General features: G+C 46.1%; 17 protein-coding genes. 8 read left to right on the top strand and 9 right to left on the bottom strand.

What is annotated here, in order from left to right; translation table 11 throughout:
• Positions 1 to 61 precede the first annotated feature (61 nt).
• From NFI81_RS16930 to NFI81_RS16905, 6 genes are read left to right on the top strand one after another with little or no spacing between them, the layout of a single operon-like run.
• The gene (locus tag NFI81_RS16930; RefSeq protein WP_234611292.1) at positions 62 to 1,537 is read left to right on the top strand and encodes an aldehyde dehydrogenase (NADP(+)); all 1,476 of its coding nucleotides are present in this window, start codon (positions 62 to 64) and stop codon (positions 1,535 to 1,537) included.
• On the top strand, positions 1,537 to 2,538 hold the full coding sequence (locus NFI81_RS16925) for a 4-hydroxyproline epimerase (RefSeq protein ID WP_234611293.1): 1,002 nt from the start codon (positions 1,537 to 1,539) through the stop codon (positions 2,536 to 2,538). The genes NFI81_RS16930 and NFI81_RS16925 overlap by 1 nt, the downstream gene beginning before the upstream one ends.
• A gap of 15 nt (positions 2,539 to 2,553) precedes the next feature.
• Positions 2,554 to 3,816, top strand: coding sequence for an NAD(P)/FAD-dependent oxidoreductase (locus NFI81_RS16920; protein ID WP_234611294.1), 1,263 nt, complete (start codon positions 2,554 to 2,556; stop codon positions 3,814 to 3,816).
• Between the two features lie 58 nt (positions 3,817 to 3,874).
• Positions 3,875 to 5,662, top strand: a complete 1,788-nt coding sequence (locus NFI81_RS16915; RefSeq protein WP_234611295.1) for a DUF885 family protein — start codon at positions 3,875 to 3,877, stop codon at positions 5,660 to 5,662.
• A 52-nt stretch (positions 5,663 to 5,714) separates the two neighbouring features.
• Positions 5,715 to 7,142 carry an APC family permease gene (locus NFI81_RS16910; RefSeq protein ID WP_234611296.1) on the top strand — a complete coding sequence of 476 codons (1,428 nt, stop codon included), beginning with the start codon at positions 5,715 to 5,717 and terminating at the stop codon, positions 7,140 to 7,142.
• Positions 7,143 to 7,186: 44 nt separating this feature from the next.
• Complete coding sequence (locus NFI81_RS16905; RefSeq protein WP_234611297.1) at positions 7,187 to 8,737, top strand: M20/M25/M40 family metallo-hydrolase; 1,551 nt, start codon at positions 7,187 to 7,189, stop codon at positions 8,735 to 8,737.
• 63 nt (positions 8,738 to 8,800) lie between these two features.
• On the opposite strand, the gene NFI81_RS16900 is transcribed toward NFI81_RS16905, so the two are convergent.
• Both NFI81_RS16900 and NFI81_RS16895 read right to left on the bottom strand, forming a co-directional pair.
• Positions 8,801 to 8,959, bottom strand: coding sequence for a hypothetical protein (locus NFI81_RS16900; protein ID WP_234611298.1), 159 nt, complete (start codon positions 8,957 to 8,959; stop codon positions 8,801 to 8,803).
• Positions 8,956 to 9,417: a DUF6934 family protein gene (locus tag NFI81_RS16895; protein WP_234611299.1), complete on the bottom strand. Its 462-nt coding sequence runs from the start codon at positions 9,415 to 9,417 to the stop codon at positions 8,956 to 8,958. Before NFI81_RS16895 ends, NFI81_RS16900 begins: the two co-directional genes overlap by 4 nt.
• A gap of 298 nt (positions 9,418 to 9,715) precedes the next feature.
• On the opposite strand from NFI81_RS16895, the gene NFI81_RS16890 reads away from it, so the two are divergent.
• The gene (locus tag NFI81_RS16890) at positions 9,716 to 9,970 is read left to right on the top strand and encodes a hypothetical protein (protein ID WP_234611300.1); all 255 of its coding nucleotides are present in this window, start codon (positions 9,716 to 9,718) and stop codon (positions 9,968 to 9,970) included.
• Positions 9,971 to 10,021: 51 nt separating this feature from the next.
• Here the strand turns inward: NFI81_RS16890 and NFI81_RS16885 are convergent, their stop codons facing one another.
• The 3 genes from NFI81_RS16885 to NFI81_RS16875 form a co-directional block, all read right to left on the bottom strand.
• Positions 10,022 to 10,183 carry a hypothetical protein gene (locus NFI81_RS16885; protein ID WP_234611301.1) on the bottom strand — a complete coding sequence of 54 codons (162 nt, stop codon included), beginning with the start codon at positions 10,181 to 10,183 and terminating at the stop codon, positions 10,022 to 10,024.
• The gene (locus NFI81_RS16880; protein WP_234611302.1) at positions 10,180 to 10,641 is read right to left on the bottom strand and encodes a DUF6934 family protein; all 462 of its coding nucleotides are present in this window, start codon (positions 10,639 to 10,641) and stop codon (positions 10,180 to 10,182) included. The genes NFI81_RS16885 and NFI81_RS16880 overlap by 4 nt, the downstream gene beginning before the upstream one ends.
• Before the next feature lie 79 nt (positions 10,642 to 10,720).
• On the bottom strand, positions 10,721 to 12,106 hold the full coding sequence (locus NFI81_RS16875) for an aminopeptidase P family protein (RefSeq protein ID WP_234611303.1): 1,386 nt from the start codon (positions 12,104 to 12,106) through the stop codon (positions 10,721 to 10,723).
• A gap of 131 nt (positions 12,107 to 12,237) precedes the next feature.
• Between NFI81_RS16875 and NFI81_RS16870 the strand changes: the two genes are divergently transcribed.
• Entirely contained in the window at positions 12,238 to 13,059 is an 822-nt protein-coding gene (locus NFI81_RS16870; protein WP_234611304.1) for a DUF3800 domain-containing protein, read from the top strand.
• A 170-nt stretch (positions 13,060 to 13,229) separates the two neighbouring features.
• On the opposite strand, the gene NFI81_RS16865 is transcribed toward NFI81_RS16870, so the two are convergent.
• The 4 genes from NFI81_RS16865 to NFI81_RS16850 form a co-directional block, all read right to left on the bottom strand.
• Positions 13,230 to 14,813 (bottom strand): RagB/SusD family nutrient uptake outer membrane protein, encoded by a 1,584-nt coding sequence (locus tag NFI81_RS16865; protein ID WP_234611305.1) that lies wholly within the window; start codon positions 14,811 to 14,813, stop codon positions 13,230 to 13,232.
• Positions 14,814 to 14,835: 22 nt separating this feature from the next.
• Positions 14,836 to 17,826 (bottom strand): SusC/RagA family TonB-linked outer membrane protein, encoded by a 2,991-nt coding sequence (locus tag NFI81_RS16860; RefSeq protein WP_234611306.1) that lies wholly within the window; start codon positions 17,824 to 17,826, stop codon positions 14,836 to 14,838.
• Between the two features lie 108 nt (positions 17,827 to 17,934).
• On the bottom strand, positions 17,935 to 20,256 hold the full coding sequence (locus tag NFI81_RS16855) for a S9 family peptidase (protein WP_234611307.1): 2,322 nt from the start codon (positions 20,254 to 20,256) through the stop codon (positions 17,935 to 17,937).
• A gap of 201 nt (positions 20,257 to 20,457) precedes the next feature.
• Complete coding sequence (locus tag NFI81_RS16850; RefSeq protein WP_234611308.1) at positions 20,458 to 21,621, bottom strand: NRAMP family divalent metal transporter; 1,164 nt, start codon at positions 21,619 to 21,621, stop codon at positions 20,458 to 20,460.
• Positions 21,622 to 21,632: the final 11 nt, after the last annotated feature.

Here is a 21,632-nt window from a genome sequence, read left to right as displayed (position 1 = left end):
TTTAAAGCTGGATTAGCATTCAATTCGCGACTTTTACAAACAGAAATTATCCTAACCAACCATGACAACTTCAAAAGAACAACTGGAAGCCATATTGCAAAAGTCTCTCGAGGCTTTTGTGATCATGAAAAAATATTCAATTCAAAAGCGTGTTGCGCTGATGCGGACCATTGCGGATGAGATCGAAGCCATTGGGCCTGAACTCATTGCAACGGCCAAAGCAGAATCCAACTTGCCCGAAGCACGCTTAACCGGCGAAAAAGCACGGACGATTTTCCAATGGAGAAGCTATGCAGAAGCATTGGAAAAAGGCGCTCCGCTGGATGCCAGCATCGACACAGCAAATGCCGAAAGGACGCCTCCTAAGCCGGATATTCGCAAAACAAGCATTGCATTAGGACCCGTTGCCGTTTTCGGCGCAAGCAATTTCCCATTCGCATTCTCAACAGCAGGCGGCGACACAGCCAGCGCCATTGCGGCAGGCTGCCCGGTTGTGGTAAAAGCACATCCCGGCCATCCCGAAACTTCGCAGATCATGGCCGATGCCATCAGTCGCGGGGTTAGCAAAAGCGGTTTTCCGGAAGGCACTTTTTCACACGTTTATTTCGAAACCAATGAGGAGTCGCAATTTTTGGTAAGCCATCCGATCATTAAGGCCGTTGGTTTTACCGGTTCTTACCATGCTGGAACTGCATTGGCTGAGATTGCGGGAAAAAGACCAAATCCAATTCCGGTTTTTGCTGAAATGGGCAGTGTTAATCCTGTGTTTTTATTACCAAAAAAATTGGAAGCATCTGCTGCTGAATTGGCAAAACAATATGCTGGCTCGCTAACATTAGGCGTAGGTCAATTTTGCACAAATCCCGGCATTGTCATTGCCATTGAAAGCCCTGCCTTGGACACTTTCGAGAATGCCTTGCAAGAAGAAATTGTAAAAATCGCTCCGGCGCATATGCTTCATGTCGGCATTGCAGAAAGCTATATTAAAGGAAGCCAAAAGTTAACCACGCAGCCCGGCGTTGAAATCCTTGCCGTTACTGAAACCGAAGTTTTGGAAGGACAAGGCGGCGCAACGGTTGCAACGGTGAATGCGCAAACATTCCTGAAAAATGATGCTCTGCAGGAAGAGGTTTTCGGTCCGTTTGCGTTGATTATCAAGTGTGAAAGCATTGATGAAGTGATTTCTGTCGGTGGAAAACTGCACGGACAGTTAACAGCCACATTGCTTGCAAGCAACGAAGACCTCGCTGAAAACGAAGAACTAATCGGCTTGGTAACCGACAAATGTGGCCGTATTTTATTTAATAATTTCCCGACGGGCGTCGAAGTTTGTAAATCCATGCACCACGGCGGGCCATTCCCATCGTCGAGCAACAGCCAGTTTACTTCGGTTGGCTCGGACGCGATCAAGCGTTTTGTGCGGCCGATGAGTTTCCAGAACTGGCCGGACGAATTTTTACCCGAAGAATTGAAAAATGCCAATCCGCTCGGCATCTGGCGGACGGTTAATAACGAGCTAACGAAGGAGGCTTTGTAATGAGAAAAACGTTTTTCTGCATCGACGCGCACACTTGCGGGAATCCCGTTCGTGTGGTGGCCGGTGGCGGCCCGCTTTTGCAGGGCAATAGCATGATGGAGCGCAGGCTTCACTTTTTGAAAGAATTTGACTGGATCAGAAAAGGATTAATGTTCGAGCCGCGCGGGCACGACATGATGAGCGGAAGCATTTTATATCCGCCCGTCGATCCCGCGAACGACATTGGCGTGCTCTACATTGAAACCAGCGGCTGCCTCCCGATGTGCGGTCACGGAACCATTGGAACTGTCACCATAGCGATTCAGGAAGGTTTGGTAACCCCCAAAATCCCAGGAAAACTGCGCCTCGAAACGCCTGCCGGACTGGTTTTGGTGGAATATGTGCAGGAAGGCAAAAGAGTGAAATCTGTTAAACTGATCAATATAAAATCATTTTTAGCAGCCGAGAACCTCGAAGTGGAGTGTCCTGAACTGGGCACATTGAAGGTGGATGTTTCCTATGGCGGCAACTTTTACGCCATTGTGGACCCGCAGGAAAATTTCAAAGGAATCGAGCATTACACAGCTGATCAGCTGATCAGTTGGAGCCGCGTTTGCCGCACGCGGATGAACGAAAAATACAAGTTTGTCCATCCTGAAAACGAGCACATCAACGGATTGAGCCACTTTCTATGGGCCGGTGCGGTTCTGGACGAGACTTCAACAGCCCGCAATGCAGTTTTCTACGGAGATAAAGCTATTGACAGATCACCCTGCGGAACCGGAACTTCGGCCCGGATGGCGCAATGGCATGCTAAGGGAAAGCTCAAAAAAGGCGATCAGTTCATTCACGAAAGTATTATCGGATCCAAATTCACAGGATCCGTTGAGGACGAAGTAACGATAGGAGACAAGCCTGCCATTATTCCAGGCATCGAAGGCTGGGCGGTGGTGACGGGTTACAATACAATCATTATCGACGACGAGGAAGATCCATATGCATTTGGATTTCAGGTGATTTAGGGAGCTTTACAAAATATGAACGTGACGAACAAGGGAAAAGCCACCATCATTGGCGGCGGGATTATGGGGTTGACTTCGGCTTATTATTTGCTTAAAAGCGGATGGAAAGTGACGTTGATTGATAAGGGCGATCTGGCGGACAATTGTTCACAAGGTAATGCTGGAATGATCGTTCCAAGTCATTTTATTCCGCTGGCGGCTCCCGGCATGATTTCCAAAGGCATCAAATGGATGTTCGACAGCCGAAGCCCTTTTTATGTAAAACCTTCGCTCGACTGGTCACTGATTTCCTGGGGTTTGAAATTCATGAAAAGCGCCACGCCTGCGAATGTAGAACGTGCCGCGCCTTATTTGCGAGACTATCATTTGCTTAGCAAGCAGCTTTACGAAGATCTGGACAAAGAAGATGGTTTTGATTTTGGTCTGGAAGAAAAAGGCATTCTCATGCTTTACAAAACGGAGAAAGCCGGAGAAGAAGAAATCCACGTTGCTAGAGACGGCCAGAAACTGGGTTTGGACATTGAAATGCTGACTAAGGAGCAAGTTCAAGCCATTGAACCGAACATTCAATTGGATGTAATAGGCGCAGTGCATTATCATTGCGATGCACATTTATATCCCACTGCATTGTTTTCGCAGCTTTTGAAATACATCAAATCACAAGGCGCGGAAGTAATCTTAAATGCAAAGGTTAAAGGTTTTGATATAAAAAACGGAGAAATAAAAGGCGTTCAAACTGAAACCAAAACAGTGGAAGGCGACCTCGTTATCATGACCGGCGGAACCTGGCTTCCTGAACTTTCCAAGTTGGCAGGATTATCCATTCCAGTCATGCCTGGAAAAGGTTATTCGTTCATGGAGCCTAATTCGGAGCATAAAATTGAACATCCCGCATTGCTGATTGAAGCCCGCGTCGCCGTTACGCCAATGAATGGTAAAGTTCGATTCGGCGGGACAATGGAACTCGCAGCCGTGAATGACAACATTAATATGAACCGCGTGGAGGGCATTGTGAACTCCATTCCCAATTATTATCCTGAACTGAATGTGAGTGTTCCGGCCAAAGAGCGGATTTGGTATGGTTTCCGTCCATGTTCTCCGGATGGGCTGCCTTATCTGGGTTATAGCAAAAAATTGAAAAACCTGATCGTCGCCGGCGGTCATGGCATGATGGGCATCAGCCTCGGACCTGCCACGGGCAAGATGGTGGCGGAGCTAGCCAACGAGTCTGCATTGTCGGCGGATATCAAACTTTACAATCCTGAACGATATAATTAACCCGGAATGATCCGGGTTTTTTGTTTGAATAGCTTTTCTAAACCTTAATCAGACCTGGATGAACCACTTCAACCATCGCATTTTCTTGTGCGTTATTTTCTTGATAAGCGCCACTTTTTTTCTTCCAAAAACATTTGCCCAAAGCAAATTCAACCTCTACGAACAAACCAGCGAAACAGCCGGACTCATCATTCAATATGGACAGGACTCGCGTGCAATCCGCTCCTTTTACTCGCCTATGGAACGTGGAAGAGGCGGTTTTGGAGCGCCTATCAGTGTTTTGAATGCACCTGAACAGCGCAAGCGCCTCCGGGAAGTGGATCAAAATTATCTTGAAAAATTAGCCAAGCTCGATTTTGATGCCATGAGCATTTATGGAAAAGTGGATTATATTTTGCTCAAACGGAGCATTGAGGACGATTTATTAACATTAATCAAAGAAGAAAAAGAATACAATGCTGTAAAGACACATTTCCCCTTTGCCGATAAAATTTATGCATTAGAAAAAGGCCGCCGCCGCGGTGCAACCGTTGATGGACAAGCAGTTGCAGGTCTACTGAATGATATTTTGAAAGAAGTAAAAACAGCCTCAGACGCATTCAAGAAAATAGAAAGCATTGAAATGCCACTCGCAGAACGCGGCGAAGAGGCGGTAAGTGGCTTGAAATCCAGATTAAAAAGCACTTATGAGTTTTATAAAGGATACGACCCCATGTTTTCATGGTGGGTTCCTGAACCGTACCACGCATTAGACAGCGCATTAACCGCTTATGCCAAAGCCATCAAAAGCAAAGGCAAGCTGACCACAACCCAGAAAGACGATAACAGCGGAATCAAAGGCGTTCCCATCGGCCGTGATGAGCTAATCCGGCAGCTGGACGCAGAAATGATCAGTTACACGCCGGATGAACTGATTGATTTGGCCAACAAAGAATTTGCATGGTGCGACAAGGAATTGCTGAAAGCTTCACAGGAAATGGGCTTTGGAAATGATTGGAAAAAGGCACAAGAAAAGGTCAAAAACAGTTATGTAAAAGCCGGAACGCAGCCCGAATTGATCCTGAAACTCTACGACGACGCAAAAACTTTCATCACTGCCAACAACCTGCTCGACTATCCCGAAATCGCCGACGAAACCTGGGGAATGCAGATGATGACGCCTGAACGTCAGCTCATTAACCCATTCTTCTTGGGTGGCCGCGACATTATCATTTCCTATCCCACCAACACCATGCAGCATGAGGATAAGCTCATGAGCATGCGTGGCAACAACCCTTATTTTTCAAGGGCGACTGTGCATCACGAGCTTGTGCCGGGGCATCATTTGCAATACTATATGAACAGCCGTTACAAGGCTTACCGCAGCGAATTCAGGACGCCGTTTTGGACGGAGGGCTGGTCGCTTTATTGGGAATTGTTGTTGTATGACAAAGGTTTTGCCAAAACACCCGAGGAGCGGATCGGGATGTTGTTCTGGCGGATGCACCGTTGTGCGCGGATTATTTTTTCGCTCAATTATCATTTAGGCAAGTGGGGCCCGCAGCAATGCATTGATTTTCTGGTGGATAGGGTTGGTCACGAACGCGCTAATGCGGAAGGCGAAGTACGCCGGTCATTCGAAGGCAGTTACAGTCCGCTTTACCAGGTGGCCTATCTCATCGGCGGCTTGCAGATCCTGAGCCTGAAAAATGAACTGGTCGACAGTGGAAAAATGACATACAAGGATTTCCACGATGCCATCATGAAGGAAAATAATATGCCCATTGAAATGGTAAGGGCCACATTGATCAATCAGCCTGTAATGCGTGACTTTAAAACAAAGTGGAAATTTTATAGTTTCAAATAAAAGCGTACTTTAAGAGTCGAAACTTCTGCCAAGTTTAAACCTAAACCTTTGTATGTCTGTAGAACCTGTCCCGGAAAAAACCGCATTTAAACCCACATTAGGTCTCGTAGACGCAACCATGCTCGTTGCCGGCAGTATGATCGGATCGGGCATTTTCATTGTAAGCGCGGACATTACACGAAACACCGGAAGCGTCGGCTGGCTCATGTTCGTTTGGCTCATCACCGGTTTTATGACGCTCACGGCCGCATTGAGTTACGGCGAGCTGAGCGCCATGTTTCCCAAAGCCGGCGGCCAGTATATTTATCTCAAAGAAGCCTATAATCCACTGATCAGCTTTCTATATGGTTGGAGTTTTTTCACCGTAATTCAAACCGCTACCATTGCCGCCGTGGCCGTGGCTTTTGCTAAATTCACAGCCTATTTATTGCCGCAATTCAGCGAAGACATTGTCGCACTAGATCTCGGTTTTTTACAAATAACCCCCGCCCAGTTATTGTCCATTGTCGTCATTGTGCTGTTAACGTTCATCAATACACGCGGCGTCAACAGCGGCAAAATTATCCAGACCACATTCACGCTCACCAAGTTATTAAGCTTGCTAGGCTTGATCGTTTTTGGTTTAATTTTCATGAAACCGGAGATCTGGGCTGCCAACTGGGACTCAGCGACCATGTGGGATATGCATAAACTGAATGTCGACGGGAGTATTGCCTCTTACACCACAATCGCCGCTTTCGGCGCCATCGCTGCATCCATGGTCGGCTCTATTTTCAGTAGCGATTCCTGGAATAATGTAACTTTCATCGCAGGAGAAATCAAAAATCCACAGCGTAACATTGGACTCAGCCTTGCATTAGGAACCATCATTGTGACGGTGATTTATTTGCTAACCAATGTTATGTACACCGGCGTGTTGTCTTTGCAGGAAATTGCGGCTGCTGATAAAGATCGCGTTGCGGTAAGCGCTTCACAAGTAATTTTTGGCAATTCTGGAACGATCATTATCGCGGTGATGATCATGATTTCAACATTTGGCTGTAACAACGGATTGATCATGTCAGGCGCGCGGGTTTATTATTCTATGGCCAAAGACGGTCTGTTTTTTAGCAAAGTAGGGCAGCTTAACAAGAATTCTGTTCCCGAATTTGGGCTTTGGATTCAATGTGTCATTGCGTCACTCTGGGCATTGAGCGGAAAGTATGGTAATCTCCTGGATATGATCTCATTTGTGGTAGTTGTGTTTTATATGCTGACCATTGTTGGGATTTTTATTCTAAGGAAAAAAAGACCGGATGCGGAAAGGCCTTATAAAGCATTTGGCTATCCATTTTTGCCGATCATTTATATCATCATGGGCGTTGCCTTCTGTGTTTTGCTGATCATTTACAAACCAGAATACACATGGCCTGGGCTGATCATTGTGCTGCTGGGCATTCCAGTTTACTATCTGATTGCAAGAAAAGAGATCAAAGCATAAAGAATCTTCTTTGATAGAAATTGAATAGAAAAATATCTTCTCCTATGAAAAAGATCTTTTACTCACTCCTGTTTTGTCCAGGGCTTCTGCTGGCGCAGGAGATCGAACAAGCCGCCCTCGCCAAAATCCGTAAGGAAGGAATGGAGAATTCCAAGGTGAAAGAAATCGCCCATCAGCTAACAGACGTTTCCGGCCCACGCCTAACCAACTCACCCGGCTTCCAAAGAGCCGCAGAATGGTCGGTAAGTGAGCTGAAAAAGTGGGGTTTGCAAAATTCGCGCATTGAAGATTGGGGTGAATTTGGAAAAGGCTGGCAGGTTGAAAAAAGCTATTTGGCCATGACCAAGCCTTATTACATGCCCTTTATCGCCATTCCAAAAGCCTGGACTTCCGGAACGGCAGGGCCGATCAAAGGCGAAGTGGTGGTTGTGAACATTCAAAATGAAGAAGACCTCAAAAAATATGCAGACGGAAAGCTGACAGGAAAAATCGTTTTGGTGAAAGGCCCCGCCGACACTGACCCGACATTCAAGCCTGATGCTGTGCGTTACACAACGGAGGATTTGGACAAAATGACGAATTCGCAGCCATTTGGCCAAAGCAATTTTACACCCGAACAAGCCGAACGGATGCGCACCATGCGCAGTTTCCGCAGCCGCGTCGACAGCACAATGAAGGCACAGAAAATCAGTCTGGAATTGGCAGGCAGAGCAGGCAAGCATGGCACATTCTTCACCAGCAACGGCGCATCCTACAAAGGTGACGCACCCATAGCCGGTCCCGCATTCGAAATGGCTCCGGAGCACGCCGGACTCGTAGCCCGACTCATCGAAAGCGGCATCCCGGTAACGTTGGAAGCCGAATCACAAACTTCATTCTTCAACAAAAAACTCACCACAGGCAACGTAATCGCCGAAATCCCTGGTACCGATCCCAAGCTAAAAGACGAGATCGTAATGCTAGGCGGCCACCTCGATTCCTGGCACAGCGCCACGGGCGCAACGGATAATGCAGCCGGTTGCACGGTGATGTTGGAAGCGGTGAGAATTTTGCAAGCATCCGGCTTGAAACCAAGAAGAACCATTCGCATTGCACTTTGGTCGGGCGAGGAACAGGGCTTGCATGGCTCGCGGAATTATACCAAAAACACTTTTGGTGACTACGAAACCATGAAACTGTTGCCGGCGCATGAAAAGCTTTCCGCATATTATAACATTGATAATGGCACAGGCCGCATCCGCGGCATTTACCTGCAAGGAAACGAAGGCCCGCGCGCGCTTTTCGAAAAATGGTTTGCTCCATTCAACGACATCATAGATCATCCCACGATCACATCCCGAAACACCGGAGGCACCGATCACCTTGCATTTGATGTATTGGGATTGCCTGGTTTTCAGTTCATTCAAGATGGAATCGAATACGGCTCCCGCACGCACCATACGAACGTGGACACTTACGAGCGATTGGTTATGGATGATTTGAAGCAAATGGCCGTGGTGGTTGCAACCTTCGTTTACAACACGGCGCAGCTTAACCAGAAGATTCCAAGAAAAGAACTGCCTAAAGCCAAGGCAGCGGCAGGCGTGGGACGATAATCCTTCAAGATTTTTGCTGAGGAAATTATTGATTGCTATTTCTTGATAGTCAGCCGCATTATGTTATTTCAGCTTACTAAGATCAGGCAAGCCGGCTTTTTTTAAAAACTCATTCGCCTGCTTCAATCTTTCTGGAAAAAAATTTATCCCTTGAAGATCATTTAGGCTCTTGTCTACAACAATTGTTGGAGTCTTTGACTTTGTCGATTCGTTTGTTTTCATGATGTGTGTCCGTTTTCTTTTTTTGTTATTAAAAATGCGTCATATCCTTCACCAATTGCAAATCGCACCCATTGTCGTTCGCAATTATATCCAAATATAGCAAAATCCTCAGAAATCTCGGCTAAGTTATTGGTGATCCCCATTCTATATAATCGAGTTCTGGATGGCGTGCTTCCCATTACTAAAATCCACGCTTTGGGGTAACGCTCCGTAAAAGTTATTACGGTCGAAGCAACAGTAGCCAGCACTTTAAAGCTGTCTCCATTATCAGTAATGGAAAAATCATCAATCGTCTTGGTTAGTGGATCATAATCACCAAATGCAAGATTGTAAATATTCTCAGCACTAGTAGCAGAGTAAATCACTTGTTTTCTAACCGAACCCTTTGTGCCTTCGCTGGTAAATTGATAGAGTAAAAATGAGTCGTTTGCGCGACTAATGTATTTGTTATGCTTCATTTATAGTGTGTTCTTGAATTTTAGCAAAGCTAAGAATTACAATGAATATTCCTTGAAGTTGTATTCACTTTTGCTTTTTCCAACAAACCCACTAAGTTTACAGCGTCCAATTTCCCGAGTAAGCTGTAATATGCGTCGTCAACATTCGTCGGCACTTACGATGCTATATAATGCTGCGTACACCAATGAACGGTGTCGTAACTACCGTAATGGTTTGAACACCATTGCCTTACTCGGGTTGGACAACGGCAAGTGCGGCACCGTTTTTTGCTGCACAAAACGTCCAATAACGAGTAAGATGCACACAAAACAATGTCAAGAAAGCCGCCAAAACGCAGCCGAGGAGCTGCTCGGTAACTATCTGAATCAGGATGTAGACCTAATTGAAATCGAACGGATGCATAATGAAATGCTCCGACATTATCTCCGCCCAACTGATGAATGGAATCTTAGTCGCAAGTACGCGTTGCTTGCGCTGGATACGAGTGAAGTGATTACCCGATTGTTGAAAGAGATTGGGGATTATGGGAAAGACTTCAAACGCTTGGGCTAGGCTCAAAAGAAAAGACGCATTTGAGGATGCGTCTTTTCTTTTTGGTATTGATTATTTCTTTAATTTATTGAAATCAGGCACTCCTGCCTGTGCCAAAATTTCATTTGCTTTTTTGAGTTTTTCAGGAAAGAGGTTTCTTCCCTTAAACTTTTCCAGCGAATCGTCTATGATTATAGCCGGTCTTTTCGACTTGTTTACTTCATGTGTTTTCATAATGTGTAGATGTTTTCTCTCTTTGTTACTAAAAAAGCACTATATGATTTATCAACAATGAAGTGCTCCCAGTTTTGTTCACTATTAAAACCAAATATAACGAAATCCTGAGAAATCTCCGCCAAATTTATGGTGATCGCCATCCTGTATAGCCTTGTTCTAGCGGGGGTACTTCCGGTGAACAAAATTGCGGCAGACGGATATTCATCTGTAAAAGTATAAACGGTTGATGCCACCGTGGCTAATACTTTGCTGCTGTCTCCATTATCGGTTATGGAAAGATCATTCATGGAATCAGTAACTTGGTCATAATCACCAAAACCGAGATTGTAAATATTCTCAAAATCAGTTTCAGTGTATTCGACAATTTTTTCTACTAATCCTTTCGATCCTTTACTTGTAAACTTAAAAACAAAAAATGACTTCCCTGATCGACAGAGATATTTTGGTTGGTTCATTAATGTTGTGTTTCAATAATAGTGTGTTAACTTATTCCGCAAAGCTATAAGATTTCTGGAATTATTATAGCTTTGTTACTCACCCCCGCAACGCCTCAATCCCCACCACATCCTTCACCAATTCCTTCCCCAATACCCGATTCCCATCTTCTGTAATCACCAAATTATCCTCCACCCTAATCCCCGTAAAATTCCTAAACTGCTCCAATTTCCCATAATCAATAAACTGGGAAAGTTTATTTTCCGCCTTCCAGCGATCAATTAATGTTGGGATAAAATACAAACCAGGCTCGACGGTTAGCACAAAGCCTGGTTCCAATGCCCGGCCTAGGCGGAGGGATTTCCAGCCGAAGGCGGTGCCTTTGATGAGGTCGTCGGAGTAGCCTACGTATTGTTCGCCGAGGTTTTCCATGTCGTGGACGTCCAGGCCCATCATGTGGCCGAGGCCGCATTGGAAGAAAAGCGTGTGAACGTCATTTGCGAGTGCTTCCTGCGGATCGCCTTTGATGATGCCTACTGATTTTAGACCTTCCAGTAATTTTGTGGAGGCTAATGCATGCACATCTTTGAATAAAACACCTGGTTTGCACGCTTCAATGGCTGAAACTTGTGCATTAAGCACTATCTCATACATTTCTTTCTGAATGCTGTTGAACTGCTTTCCGGCCGGAATGGTGCGGGTCAGGTCGCCGCAGTAACGCATGGCGGTTTCGGCACCGGCGTCGCATAATGCCATTTCGCCGTCCTTTATAACGCGATCACGGGCGTGCGTGTGCAATGTTTCTCCGTTGACTGTCAGAATGATCGGGTATGAAATGTCGCCGCCTTGCGCGATGGCAATGCTTTGTAACTTTCCTGCAATGGCTTTTTCCGTCATGCCCGGGCGGGTTGTGCGCATGAAATCCAAATGCATGTCAATGGAAGTGTTGACGGCTTTTTCGATTTCGGCGATCTCCTCCGATGACTTGTAAGAACGCATGGAAACGACGGCTTTGATCAGCTTCACGGATGCTCGTTGCGGCGCTTCGGCCGGTGAAACTTGCAGCCATTCCTGCAATTTCAGATTATGCTCAGCGCGGTAAGGGGGTAAAAAATGCACTTCCTGTTTCCTGCTTTGAATATCCCGAAGATATCCAGCGAGCGCCGAAAGCGGTTTCACCTGGTTAACACCCACTTTGGCAGCTTTTTCAACAAGCGGCTCCTGGTAACCCGTCCAGACAATGTCATCAATCGTCAGTTCGTCGCCGAAAATGATTTCCTGATCATTGTCAATGTCAATAACCGCATGAATCGAAGCCGTATCCAGCCCGAAATAATATAAAAAAGTGCTGTCCTGACGAAATGGATAAACATTATCCCGATAATTCATCCCGGATTCATCATTGCCGAGAAAAAGAATTAAACCGCTCCCTACTTTCTGTTTTAAGATCCGGCGGCGTTGTTTGTAAGTGTCTGTTGAGAACATAATGTTTTGGCTTTCGGCCGTCAGCGATCGACTTTCGGCTGTTTTTGTTTATATCAAAAGATCGTTTTGATGAATGATTTTAATTTACTTATTTGAAACGTCTATTTATTTAACACACTATAAAAATCATAATGACTACAAAGAAATTACCTCTTTTCCATCATCACCGTTTTCTGGACGAAGCTGGTGATACAACTTTCTATGGCAAGGGTAACACGCCAATTGTTGGTAACGATGGCGTTTCGAAATGCTTTATCCTTGGAATGCTGAAGATAAACGAACCCTTGGACGTTACAAGGCAAAAAGTCGTCGATTTGCAATCCAAAATCGCCCATGATCCTTACTTCACTGGAATTCCCAGCATTCAAAAAAGGAAAGATAAGATGGGATTTTATATTCATGCGAAAGATGATATTCCGGAAGTTAGGAAAATGGCGTTTGACTTGATCAAAAGCGTTGATTGTAGTTTTGAGGCCATTATAGCAAGAAAAATATATAACCTTTATCAAAGCAAACATAATGGTAAGGAAGCGGAGTTTTACGCCGATTTAATGTCTCATTTGCTTAAAAACAAACTTAATAAATATGATAGCCTGGTGCTGAACATTGCACATCGATCGCAATGTACGACACATGCTAACCTGCAAAAAGGATTGGACAAATCAGTCGAACGGTCAAAAACAAAAACTCCGGACAAGTCGAATGACTGCCGGGTGGTTTTCAATGTCCAGCAACCGACAACGGAGCCGTTGCTTAATATTGCAGACTACTTCTGCTGGGCAATACAGCGGGTTTTCGAAAAAGGTGAAACGCGCTACTACGATTATATCAGCGATCAAATCGGCTTGGTAATAGATCTGTATGATTTTGATAAATATCGGCTTGAAGATGGGAGAGCAGGAAACTATTATGGCCGCAAAAACAAGCTTTCGAAGTTAAATTTTATCCCATAAAAAAAGCCCGTAAGTGCACTAAGAAGGATACCCTTCAACGGCGTGGAGCCGACCTTCATGCATAACAGGCTGTTACAAAGGTGTAAATAAAAATACGAAATACAAAAAAATCCTGCTCACCAACATTGCCGGGAGCAGGAACTTATTACCTAACCTTGTTAAATTCGTTCTTAATATCCTGGATTCTGTTTCAGGTTTGTGTTTTTGTCCAACTCTGTTTGCGGAATTGGAAACAACGCCCGTTGCTGCGCTTGCGGACGGTGGTTGAACCATTTTTTGGTTTCGTATACACCAAACCGTATCAAATCTTGGCGACGGTGTGCTTCGGCTGCGAATTCCCAGCCTAGCTCGTCCAGGAAGCGGCCGAACTTGATATCGTCTCCGCCTTGGCGCTCTGTGATGGTGCCGTTTGTGGCCTGGTAACCGTAGTTATAGCGACTGCCTTTTGCGAGGTCTGCGGCTGTTACAGTGGCTTTTGCAGAATTGGTTTTAAATGCGCGTTTGCGAACTTCCGTTACGATGGTTGCTGCGTCGGCGGCTTTGCCGGTGCGGAGAAGTGCTTCGGCTTTGATCATCATGACGTCGGCATAGCGGAGCAATGGGAAGTCGTTGTCCAAACTGCCGGTTGCGTTGGGTTTGATTTTATATTTTCCAATGCGGTAACCGTCGGTTGAGGCGGTTTTATCGATGCCTGGGACTGTTCTGGAATAAGTGATAACCACGGCTCCGGTTGTTGCGTTTTTCTGTGGGCCCATAATCCAGGTGTCGGCCAGACGGCTGTCTTCGGCGTCGTAAGTGTCGATAAATTGCGGCACGGCGCAGTTTCCGCCCCATGGACCGGCGTTCATCGGATACACGGTGCGGCTCAATGGATCGAGCGTTTTCATGTGGATCTGGTTGCCGGTTCCGTAAATTTCATCGTAAGGGATTGCGAAAATGATCTCTTTGGAATTGAAATTGGTCCAGGTGAAAACGTCTGAATAATTAGCGTCCAGCACGTATTTGCCGCTTTTAATCACATCATCAGCCTGTGCAATGGCTTTTTCCCATTCAGGCGTTCCGGTGTACACTTGCGCGTTCAAATATATTTTTGCCAAAAGTGCTTTTGCACCCCAACGGTTAAGCTGACCGTAAGTTGTGGATGCGTTTTCGCTCAGGTTTGGCATCACTTCCAGCAATTCTTTTACCACAAAATCATACACCTCTTTGCGCGTGTTTTGTTTTGGTAAATTAATGTCTTTGAAATCGGTGACGATAGGCACATTGCCGTGGTTATCGAGCAAAAGATAGTAAGCCAATGCCCGCACTGCTCTCAACTCAGCTTCCAATTCCACTTTTCCCGTCGTCAAAGGAATTTCACCTTCTGCGATTTGAGATAAAACCCTGTTTGCTGTTGTAATGCTGCGGAATGAGCTTTGCCATGCGTTTTCAGGTTGCCATTGCAAGGAAGTCCACGTGTGCTGGTGCATCCGGCGATACGTTCCGCCGTCATCCCAGCCATTCGGGCGAACGGGCGTAACGATGGCGTCGGCTGCTTCTTCCTGCAAATCAAAATAGCCCTGCCAGCCTAACATTAACCCCCGAAGAGACGAATAAACAGGCGCTATAATCGCTGGAATGTCCTTTTCGGTTGGCTGATAAGTGCTCGATAAAACCTCTGAATAAACCTGTTCTTCCAGGTCCGTGCAGGAGTAGAGCGTGGCCGCACCCATCATGGATGCGAGGACGATGTATATTTTACTTTTATTAATCATTGTTTCAAAAGTTTGCTGTGGATCAGAATGTTACACTAAGGCCTGCTGTGAATGTCCGGGTTGTAGGATATTTGTCGCGCTGGTCACTTCCTGGGAAGAAGCCGGTCATGTCAACGCCTTCCGGGTCAACGCCGGTGTAGCCGGTGATGGTCGCCAGGTTAAGGCCGGAAACAAAAATCCGGGCATTTTTCAAGCCTTTGAGGTTAGGAAGCGTGTAGCCAAACGTAACATTGTCGATCTTCCAATAATCGCCTTTTTCAATGTAATTGGAAACATATACAAGCTCATTGTTCAACACTTTGCCGTCGATTGGATCATAAGCTGTTTTGAGCATGTTGTAAGCCTTGTTTCTTGGGTTATTATAAAACATGCTTTGGAAGTTCAGAATGTCGAATCCGAATGCGCCGCGCATGTTTACAGCCAGGTCAAAGTTTTTGTAACGAACCGAGTTGTTCCAGCCTACATTGTGTTTTGGAATACCATTTCCGTAATACTGGCGGTCTTCCGGCGTCGCATTGGCAATAGGAATCACTTCACCATCTTTGTTTTCAACTAACCAAGCGCCATTTTCATCAACACCTACACTTTTCCAAACAAAGAACCGTCCGATAGGCTCGCCCACTTTTACGCGGTGCGTGGAAACCTGGATCGGCTCGCCCGTGTAACCATCGTCAAAAAAGTCGTTTGCTGCCTGAAACTGATCATTGGAAAGACTCACCAGTTTGTTCCGGTTTGTCGAATAAGTAAAGCCAGTATTCCATTGCAGGTTGGCCGTTTGAACCGGTACAATGTTCAAAAGCACTTCCATACCCTCATTCTTCATGGTTCCGGCGTTGATCAGCATAGAACCGATCAGGTAAGGAGGAACCGGAACTGGGAAATCGTAAAGCAGATCTTTCACCTTGCGGCTGTAAAAATCAACCGAACCATTGATCCTGTTTTTCAGGAAACCAAAATCTACACCCGCATTAACCTCTTCCTTTTTTTCCCAACGCAGATCCGGGTTGAAGTTACGCGCTGGGACGAAGCCAGGAACCCATTTTCCGCCAATGAATGCACCTTCGGTCCGGGTAAAATTGTAGCTGATCTGAGACAAATAAGGATCACTCGCAATAGTCCCGGTTACACCAATCCCAGCACGAAGCTTGATCTCAGAAACGCCCGTAAGCCCTTCCATAAAGCGTTCTTTGCTGATTCTCCACCCCACCGAAGCGGCAGGAAACGTTCCCCATTGGTTGTTAATCCCAAATCTGGAAGAACCTTCGCGACGCACGCTGGCCATAAACAGATATTTCTCGTCCAAACTGTAAGTCAAGCGACCAAAAAATCCGGCCAACTGCCATTTGTTTTTTGTGCTTGACATGGCAGCTTGTCCTTTTTGCAATGCACCACCGGCGCCAAGGTTGTTCCAATCATAAGCGTCCGTTGGAAAATCCCAGTTGCTTGCATCAAAAGCTTCATACGTTGCGTCCTGCCAACTGTATCCGCCGAGCAATGTAAAACGGTGTTTGCCAAATGATTTGGCATAATTTCCTGTGAATTCCAGCAGGTTTTCGTTGTTCGCATTTGTGTTCCTGAATGCCGTTGCATTTTGGTTGTTAAGACGCGTTGCGGTATGCAGGAATGTAGTGGAACCGCCTGCCAGATTGCTGTTTTGTACATTGGAAACCAATAATTTGAAATTCAGATCAGCAATCGGCGCATAGTCCAGACTTCCACTCATCCGCATCTCTTTGAATTTGGCCTCATAATTGGATTCGTTTAACAACGAAACCGGGTTTTCATAAAAATACCCGTCCCTTTCCTGCCAGGCGCCCGTTTCGGTTCTGACATTGTCCGTCGGGTTGCGGATCATCGCCTGGCGGTAAGCATAGCCATAAAGTGCATCATTATTATCCGGCGAAACCGCTCCATTGGACGAGGTAATGCGGTTAATGATCTGAATATTGGTTTTTAATTTATTATTGAACATCGCATGATTAAGATCGGCGCGGCCGGTGAAACGGCTTTGTCCTGATCTCAAAAAGATCCCTTCCCAGTTTCTGTAATTTACAGAACCGGTGAAGTTGGTCGTGCTGTTTCCGCCGAAGAATGTCAGGTTATGGTTGTGGCTGACAGGCTTTTGCATAATCTCTTTCAGCCAATCTGTGTTGCCACCGTAATCCGTGTAATCAATGCCTTCACTAATTTTCTGACGATAATCGTCGCCGGTAAGCAGGTCTGGTCTGCGTGCAATGGTTTGAATGTTTACGTAATTCGAATATTCCACCGTTGAGCGCGAATTGTTACCACGGTTTTTACGCGTGGTGATCAGAATTACGCCGCCGGTTGCACGTGTTCCATAAATCGCAGCCGCAGAACCGTCTTTCAAAACGTCCACAGATTCAATGTCTTCCGGCGCAACCGTGTTCAAGTTGCCGGGAATTCCGTCGATTAAAATCAACGGGTTTGAAGTTCCGTTGATGGAGTTGATTCCTCTAAGGTTAATCTGTGTGTTGGAAGTAGGCGAGCCGCTGGGCGTTGTTATGCGCAAACCGGCCACTTTCCCCTGAATCAATTGCGCGGCATCGCGCACGGTTCCTTTCACAAAATCCTCCCGCTTAATGCTCGCGACCGAACTGGTAATGTCGCCTTTTTTCTGCGTTCCATAACCGATTACGACCACCTCCGAAAGCTGTTTTTGGTCCGAAGCCATTTCAATGGTAAAATCGCTCTGAGTTCCCACAACCAACTCCTGGCTTGTATAACCAATGTAGCTCAAAATCAGCGTTGCGTCCTCAGGAACAGTCATTTTGAATTTTCCTTCGGTGTCTGTCGCAGTTCCCATCGTATTATTTCCTTTCACAATAATGGTCACACCCGGCAGCGGATTTTTATCTTCCGCTGAAACCACTGTTCCGGTAATCTGGCGATCGGCTGCCTGTACATTTCCTGGCAGGACGAGCAGCATGGCGACACTGCAAAGCAGGTAACAGGCCACTTCCTGAATAAGTCTGGATAATTGTTTATTCATGTGTCAAAAGTTAGATGGTGATTTTTGTAACGACCTTGGATATACGTCTCCCATGGGTTGCTATTCTGCAACCTGATGTATTAAACCGGCAGACTTATGATTATATTTTTACTGTGGTGTTAGGTCTGTTTTATTCCTATTCGGAGGCGTTACGCCCAATAGCTTATTCACAAAAAAGTCTCTTTTTTTCCTTCGTCCGTAAGTCCCGCCGTCGCTGTGGCCCATGCCCGGCACCACCAGCAATTCAAAATCCTTATTCGATTTGATTAATGCATCCGCAACGCGGTAAGTCGATTCGGGTGGCACATTCGTATCCGCTTCACCCACGATCAGCAGCAAGTCGCCCTGCAATTTTGCGGCGTTGGTAATGTTGGATTGTTCGTCGTAATGCTTGCCGACGGGGTAACCCATCCATTGTTCATTCCACCATTGCTTATCCACGCGGTTGTCATGGCATCCGCAGGCCGAAACAGCTGCGTCGTAAAATCCGGGGTGGAAAAGCAATGCGCCGAGTGAATTTTGCCCGCCCGCGGACGTGCCGTAAATGCCCACGCGGGTCGAATCAATGTAAGCGTATTTTGAGGCCAATGCTTTCATCCAGGCAATGCGGTCGGGAAAACCGGCATCGGCGAGGTTTTTCCAACATACATCATGAAAAGCTTTCGAGCGGTTGGCCGTGCCCATTCCATCCATCTGCACCACAATAAATCCAAGCTCGGCCATGCTCTGCATTTCGCCGTAAGAACGGAATGCTTTGGGAACAAACGAATCGTGTGGACCGGCGTAAATGTTCTCGATGATCGGGTATTTTTTAGTTGGATCAAACTTGCTTGGCCGGTAAACAATGCCCCAGATATCCGTTTCGCCATCGCGTCCTTTGGCCTTGAAAATCTCGGGTAACTGGAAGCCCAATGCCAGATATTGTGAAATGTCGGCCTCTTCGAGTTTGGTAACCAATGAGCCGTCCACCGTTTTCCGCAGCTCAGAAACCGGCGGGCTCATCATCGTTGAGTAAGTGTCAATGTAGTAAGTGCGGTCGGGTGAAAAAGTGAGTTGGTGCGTTGCTTTCGCATGATCCGTCAGTTTTACGAGTCCGCTGCCGTCGAATTTGATTCTGTAATAATGAATGTGATAAGGGTCTTCATCCGCATTCATGCCGCTCGCGCGGAACCACACTTCGCGTTTTTGTGTGTCAATGCTGTCAATGTCACGAACCACCCAGTTGCCTTTGGTAATCGGATTTTTGATCTTTCCTGAAAGCTCATCCACCAGATATAAATGCCGCCAGCCGTCTTTTTCCGATGACCAGATGATTTCGTGTTTTTCGGGCTGGTAATGCGTGTAAATCAGGTTTTGGTAAATAAATGTCTCCGTTTTTTCGTCAATCAGATTCCGCGTTTCACCCGTCGCCGCATTCACATCAATCACCCGGAAACGCTGGTGCCCGCGATCCACTTTTTCGTAAGTAAAATGCGTGTTATCCCCATGCCGCCAACGAATCACCGGCGCCTCGAAAAAGTCGATCATGTCCGATTTGACTTTGGTCAATGCCTTTGTCTCGACATTCACCACAAACATTTCATAAGACGTAAATTCATCTCCTGGCTGCGCATAGCCACGCGTTTTCACCTCGCCGCGCGTCGTGTTCGGCAAAGACGACATAATGATGCTGATCTGCCGTTCTTCATGCGGCGTAATCCGGTAAGCAACAATGTATTTTCCATCCGGCGACCAGCTGAGTTCGCCAAAAGGTTTCAGCGGATTTCCTTCAAATGTGAGCTGTTGGGCATTTTTTTCTTCTTTTTTCTCTAAAAAAATATTGCCGTTTCGGATGACAGCGGTAAGCTTTTTATCCGGCGAAGTGCTGTCCGCCCGGAACGGTCTCCATCGACTTCTCGCCCGCGTCCAGCCTATTTCTTTCGGGCGTTCGATAAGCAGTTTGTCAAGCTTTTTAGCTGTTTTGGTTTTTGTATTAAATGCGAACCATTTGCCTGTTGTTTGTACAAATAAGGTTTGATTTTTAGGGTCTGAATAAATCTCGCTAAGCAACAATTTATCGGCTGACAATGTTGAATCCAGCGTTTTTGAAATTGCGTTTGCCAGTTCTTTCTTGTCTAGTGGACTCGTCTTTTTACCTGTCGTTGGATTTACAAAAACATATTCCGTAAGGCTGTCTTTCAACACGTTTCTGTACCAAAAAGAATTTCCGTCCGATTGCCATGTGGGCTGGATCGTTGCCTTCAAAATCGTCCCTTTGGTCACAGAATCCATCAATTCCATGTGCTTGTAAGATGCACTGATTTCGGAAGCATCGGGATGATAAGGAGGCAATGCGGATTGCTGGGCAATGCTTTTTTGGGAAAACATTGTGATCAGCGAGCCGGCAAAGAGCGTCAGCAAACGATGCTTTTGACTGGAATTTTGCGCCATACTAAGAGAGATTATCTTCAATTTCGTATGGGTAAAATTACCTTTCCGGCAAGCAATAAACTTCGTTATAATTAGCGCCTTTTTTACCGATATTAACTTATTTCAGTCTTAGATTTTGCTTTTAGGTTAAAACAGAGGATTTAATTCTGGATATGTGCAGAAGTTTAGAATAAACAATGGTGCACATTCTGATTCGCTAGGTTAATAGATTCCAAATCCCAATACCGCCATGACCGCAACAACGAGCCAGCCCATCACGAGTAAGATGCGCGAATGTTTGTAAGTGCCCATTAGCCGCGATTTCCCGCTTGCAATCAGTAAAGTAGCCAACGCTACTGGCAGCACAAAACCATTCAACGTGCCCACAAAGACCAGCACTTTCACGGGTTTACCAATCATTGCAAACACGGCGGTGGAAATGGCAATGAAAGTAATGGTCAATGCAGAATGATATTTTTCCAAAAACGGATGAAATGAACGGACGAAAGAAATCGACGTGTAAGCCGCGCCGACTACGGAAGTAATGGCTGCGCTCCAAATTACCAAACCGAAAATCTGCCGTCCCGCCGATCCTGCGGCTTGTTCGAAAATGGAAGCGGTTGGATTTTCGGGATTTATGGTGGCACCGGATAAAACGACACCCAATGCTGCAAGAAATAGCAAATAACGAATGACGGTCGTGATTAAAATGCCTGTCGCAGCACTCCGATTCACTTGCGACAATGAAGCCTCCCCGCTGATCCCGCTATCCAGCAACCGGTGCGCGCCTGCAAATGAAATGTATCCGCCAACTGTCCCGCCGACCAATGTCACAGCCGCCATCGCGTCAAATTTTTCGGGTAAAATGGTGTGATGCAATGCGGAAACGAGCGGCGGGTGCGAGGTGAAGGCAATGTATAAGATCAAAATAATCATGAGCATGCCCAGCACACGACTGAAAATGTCCATTACTTTTCCAGCTTCTTTGAATAGAAAAATTCCAATCGCAATCGCCGCGCTCAAAACTGCCCCGACTTTCACATTCATTCCGGTCATGGCCTCCAAGCCTAAACCAGCCCCGGCAACATTGCCAATGTTAAATGCAAAACCGCCAATCACGATCAGAAAAGCCAGCATATAACCCAGTCCGGGAAACAATTCATTCGCCAGCTCTTGCGCTCGTTTTCCCGAAACGGTGATAATTTGCCAAATGTTAAATTGCGCACAAAGGTCAATGATGACCGTCAGTAGAATGATAAAGCCGAAGCTGGTGGCAAGTTGCTGGGTAAAAACGGTTGTTTGCGTCAGAAAACCCGGTCCAACTGCCGAGGTTGCCATCAGGAATGCAGCGCCTAGTAATGCTTTGGAGGACTTGTTGCTTGCCATTTTTATATCAT

The organism is Dyadobacter fanqingshengii, from assembly GCF_023822005.2.
GTDB lineage: Bacteria > Bacteroidota > Bacteroidia > Cytophagales > Spirosomataceae > Dyadobacter > Dyadobacter fanqingshengii.
This window is presented reverse-complemented; position numbering and strand designations above follow the sequence as displayed.

What these genes read in the sequence shown, in the direction of transcription:
- NFI81_RS16930 (WP_234611292.1), top strand. Translation starts at nt 62, where the DNA reads ATGACAACTTCAAAAGAACAACTGGAAGCCATATTGCAAAAGTCTCTC.
- NFI81_RS16925 (WP_234611293.1), top strand. Translation starts at nt 1,537, where the DNA reads ATGAGAAAAACGTTTTTCTGCATCGACGCGCACACTTGCGGGAATCCC.
- NFI81_RS16920 (WP_234611294.1), top strand. Translation starts at nt 2,554, where the DNA reads ATGAACGTGACGAACAAGGGAAAAGCCACCATCATTGGCGGCGGGATT.
- NFI81_RS16915 (WP_234611295.1), top strand. Translation starts at nt 3,875, where the DNA reads ATGAACCACTTCAACCATCGCATTTTCTTGTGCGTTATTTTCTTGATA.
- NFI81_RS16910 (WP_234611296.1), top strand. Translation starts at nt 5,715, where the DNA reads ATGTCTGTAGAACCTGTCCCGGAAAAAACCGCATTTAAACCCACATTA.
- NFI81_RS16905 (WP_234611297.1), top strand. Translation starts at nt 7,187, where the DNA reads ATGAAAAAGATCTTTTACTCACTCCTGTTTTGTCCAGGGCTTCTGCTG.
- NFI81_RS16900 (WP_234611298.1), bottom strand. Translation starts at nt 8,959, where the DNA reads ATGAAAACAAACGAATCGACAAAGTCAAAGACTCCAACAATTGTTGTA.
- NFI81_RS16895 (WP_234611299.1), bottom strand. Translation starts at nt 9,417, where the DNA reads ATGAAGCATAACAAATACATTAGTCGCGCAAACGACTCATTTTTACTC.
- NFI81_RS16890 (WP_234611300.1), top strand. Translation starts at nt 9,716, where the DNA reads ATGCACACAAAACAATGTCAAGAAAGCCGCCAAAACGCAGCCGAGGAG.
- NFI81_RS16885 (WP_234611301.1), bottom strand. Translation starts at nt 10,183, where the DNA reads ATGAAAACACATGAAGTAAACAAGTCGAAAAGACCGGCTATAATCATA.
- NFI81_RS16880 (WP_234611302.1), bottom strand. Translation starts at nt 10,641, where the DNA reads ATGAACCAACCAAAATATCTCTGTCGATCAGGGAAGTCATTTTTTGTT.
- NFI81_RS16875 (WP_234611303.1), bottom strand. Translation starts at nt 12,106, where the DNA reads ATGTTCTCAACAGACACTTACAAACAACGCCGCCGGATCTTAAAACAG.
- NFI81_RS16870 (WP_234611304.1), top strand. Translation starts at nt 12,238, where the DNA reads ATGACTACAAAGAAATTACCTCTTTTCCATCATCACCGTTTTCTGGAC.
- NFI81_RS16865 (WP_234611305.1), bottom strand. Translation starts at nt 14,813, where the DNA reads ATGATTAATAAAAGTAAAATATACATCGTCCTCGCATCCATGATGGGT.
- NFI81_RS16860 (WP_234611306.1), bottom strand. Translation starts at nt 17,826, where the DNA reads ATGAATAAACAATTATCCAGACTTATTCAGGAAGTGGCCTGTTACCTG.
- NFI81_RS16855 (WP_234611307.1), bottom strand. Translation starts at nt 20,256, where the DNA reads ATGGCGCAAAATTCCAGTCAAAAGCATCGTTTGCTGACGCTCTTTGCC.
- NFI81_RS16850 (WP_234611308.1), bottom strand. Translation starts at nt 21,621, where the DNA reads ATGGCAAGCAACAAGTCCTCCAAAGCATTACTAGGCGCTGCATTCCTG.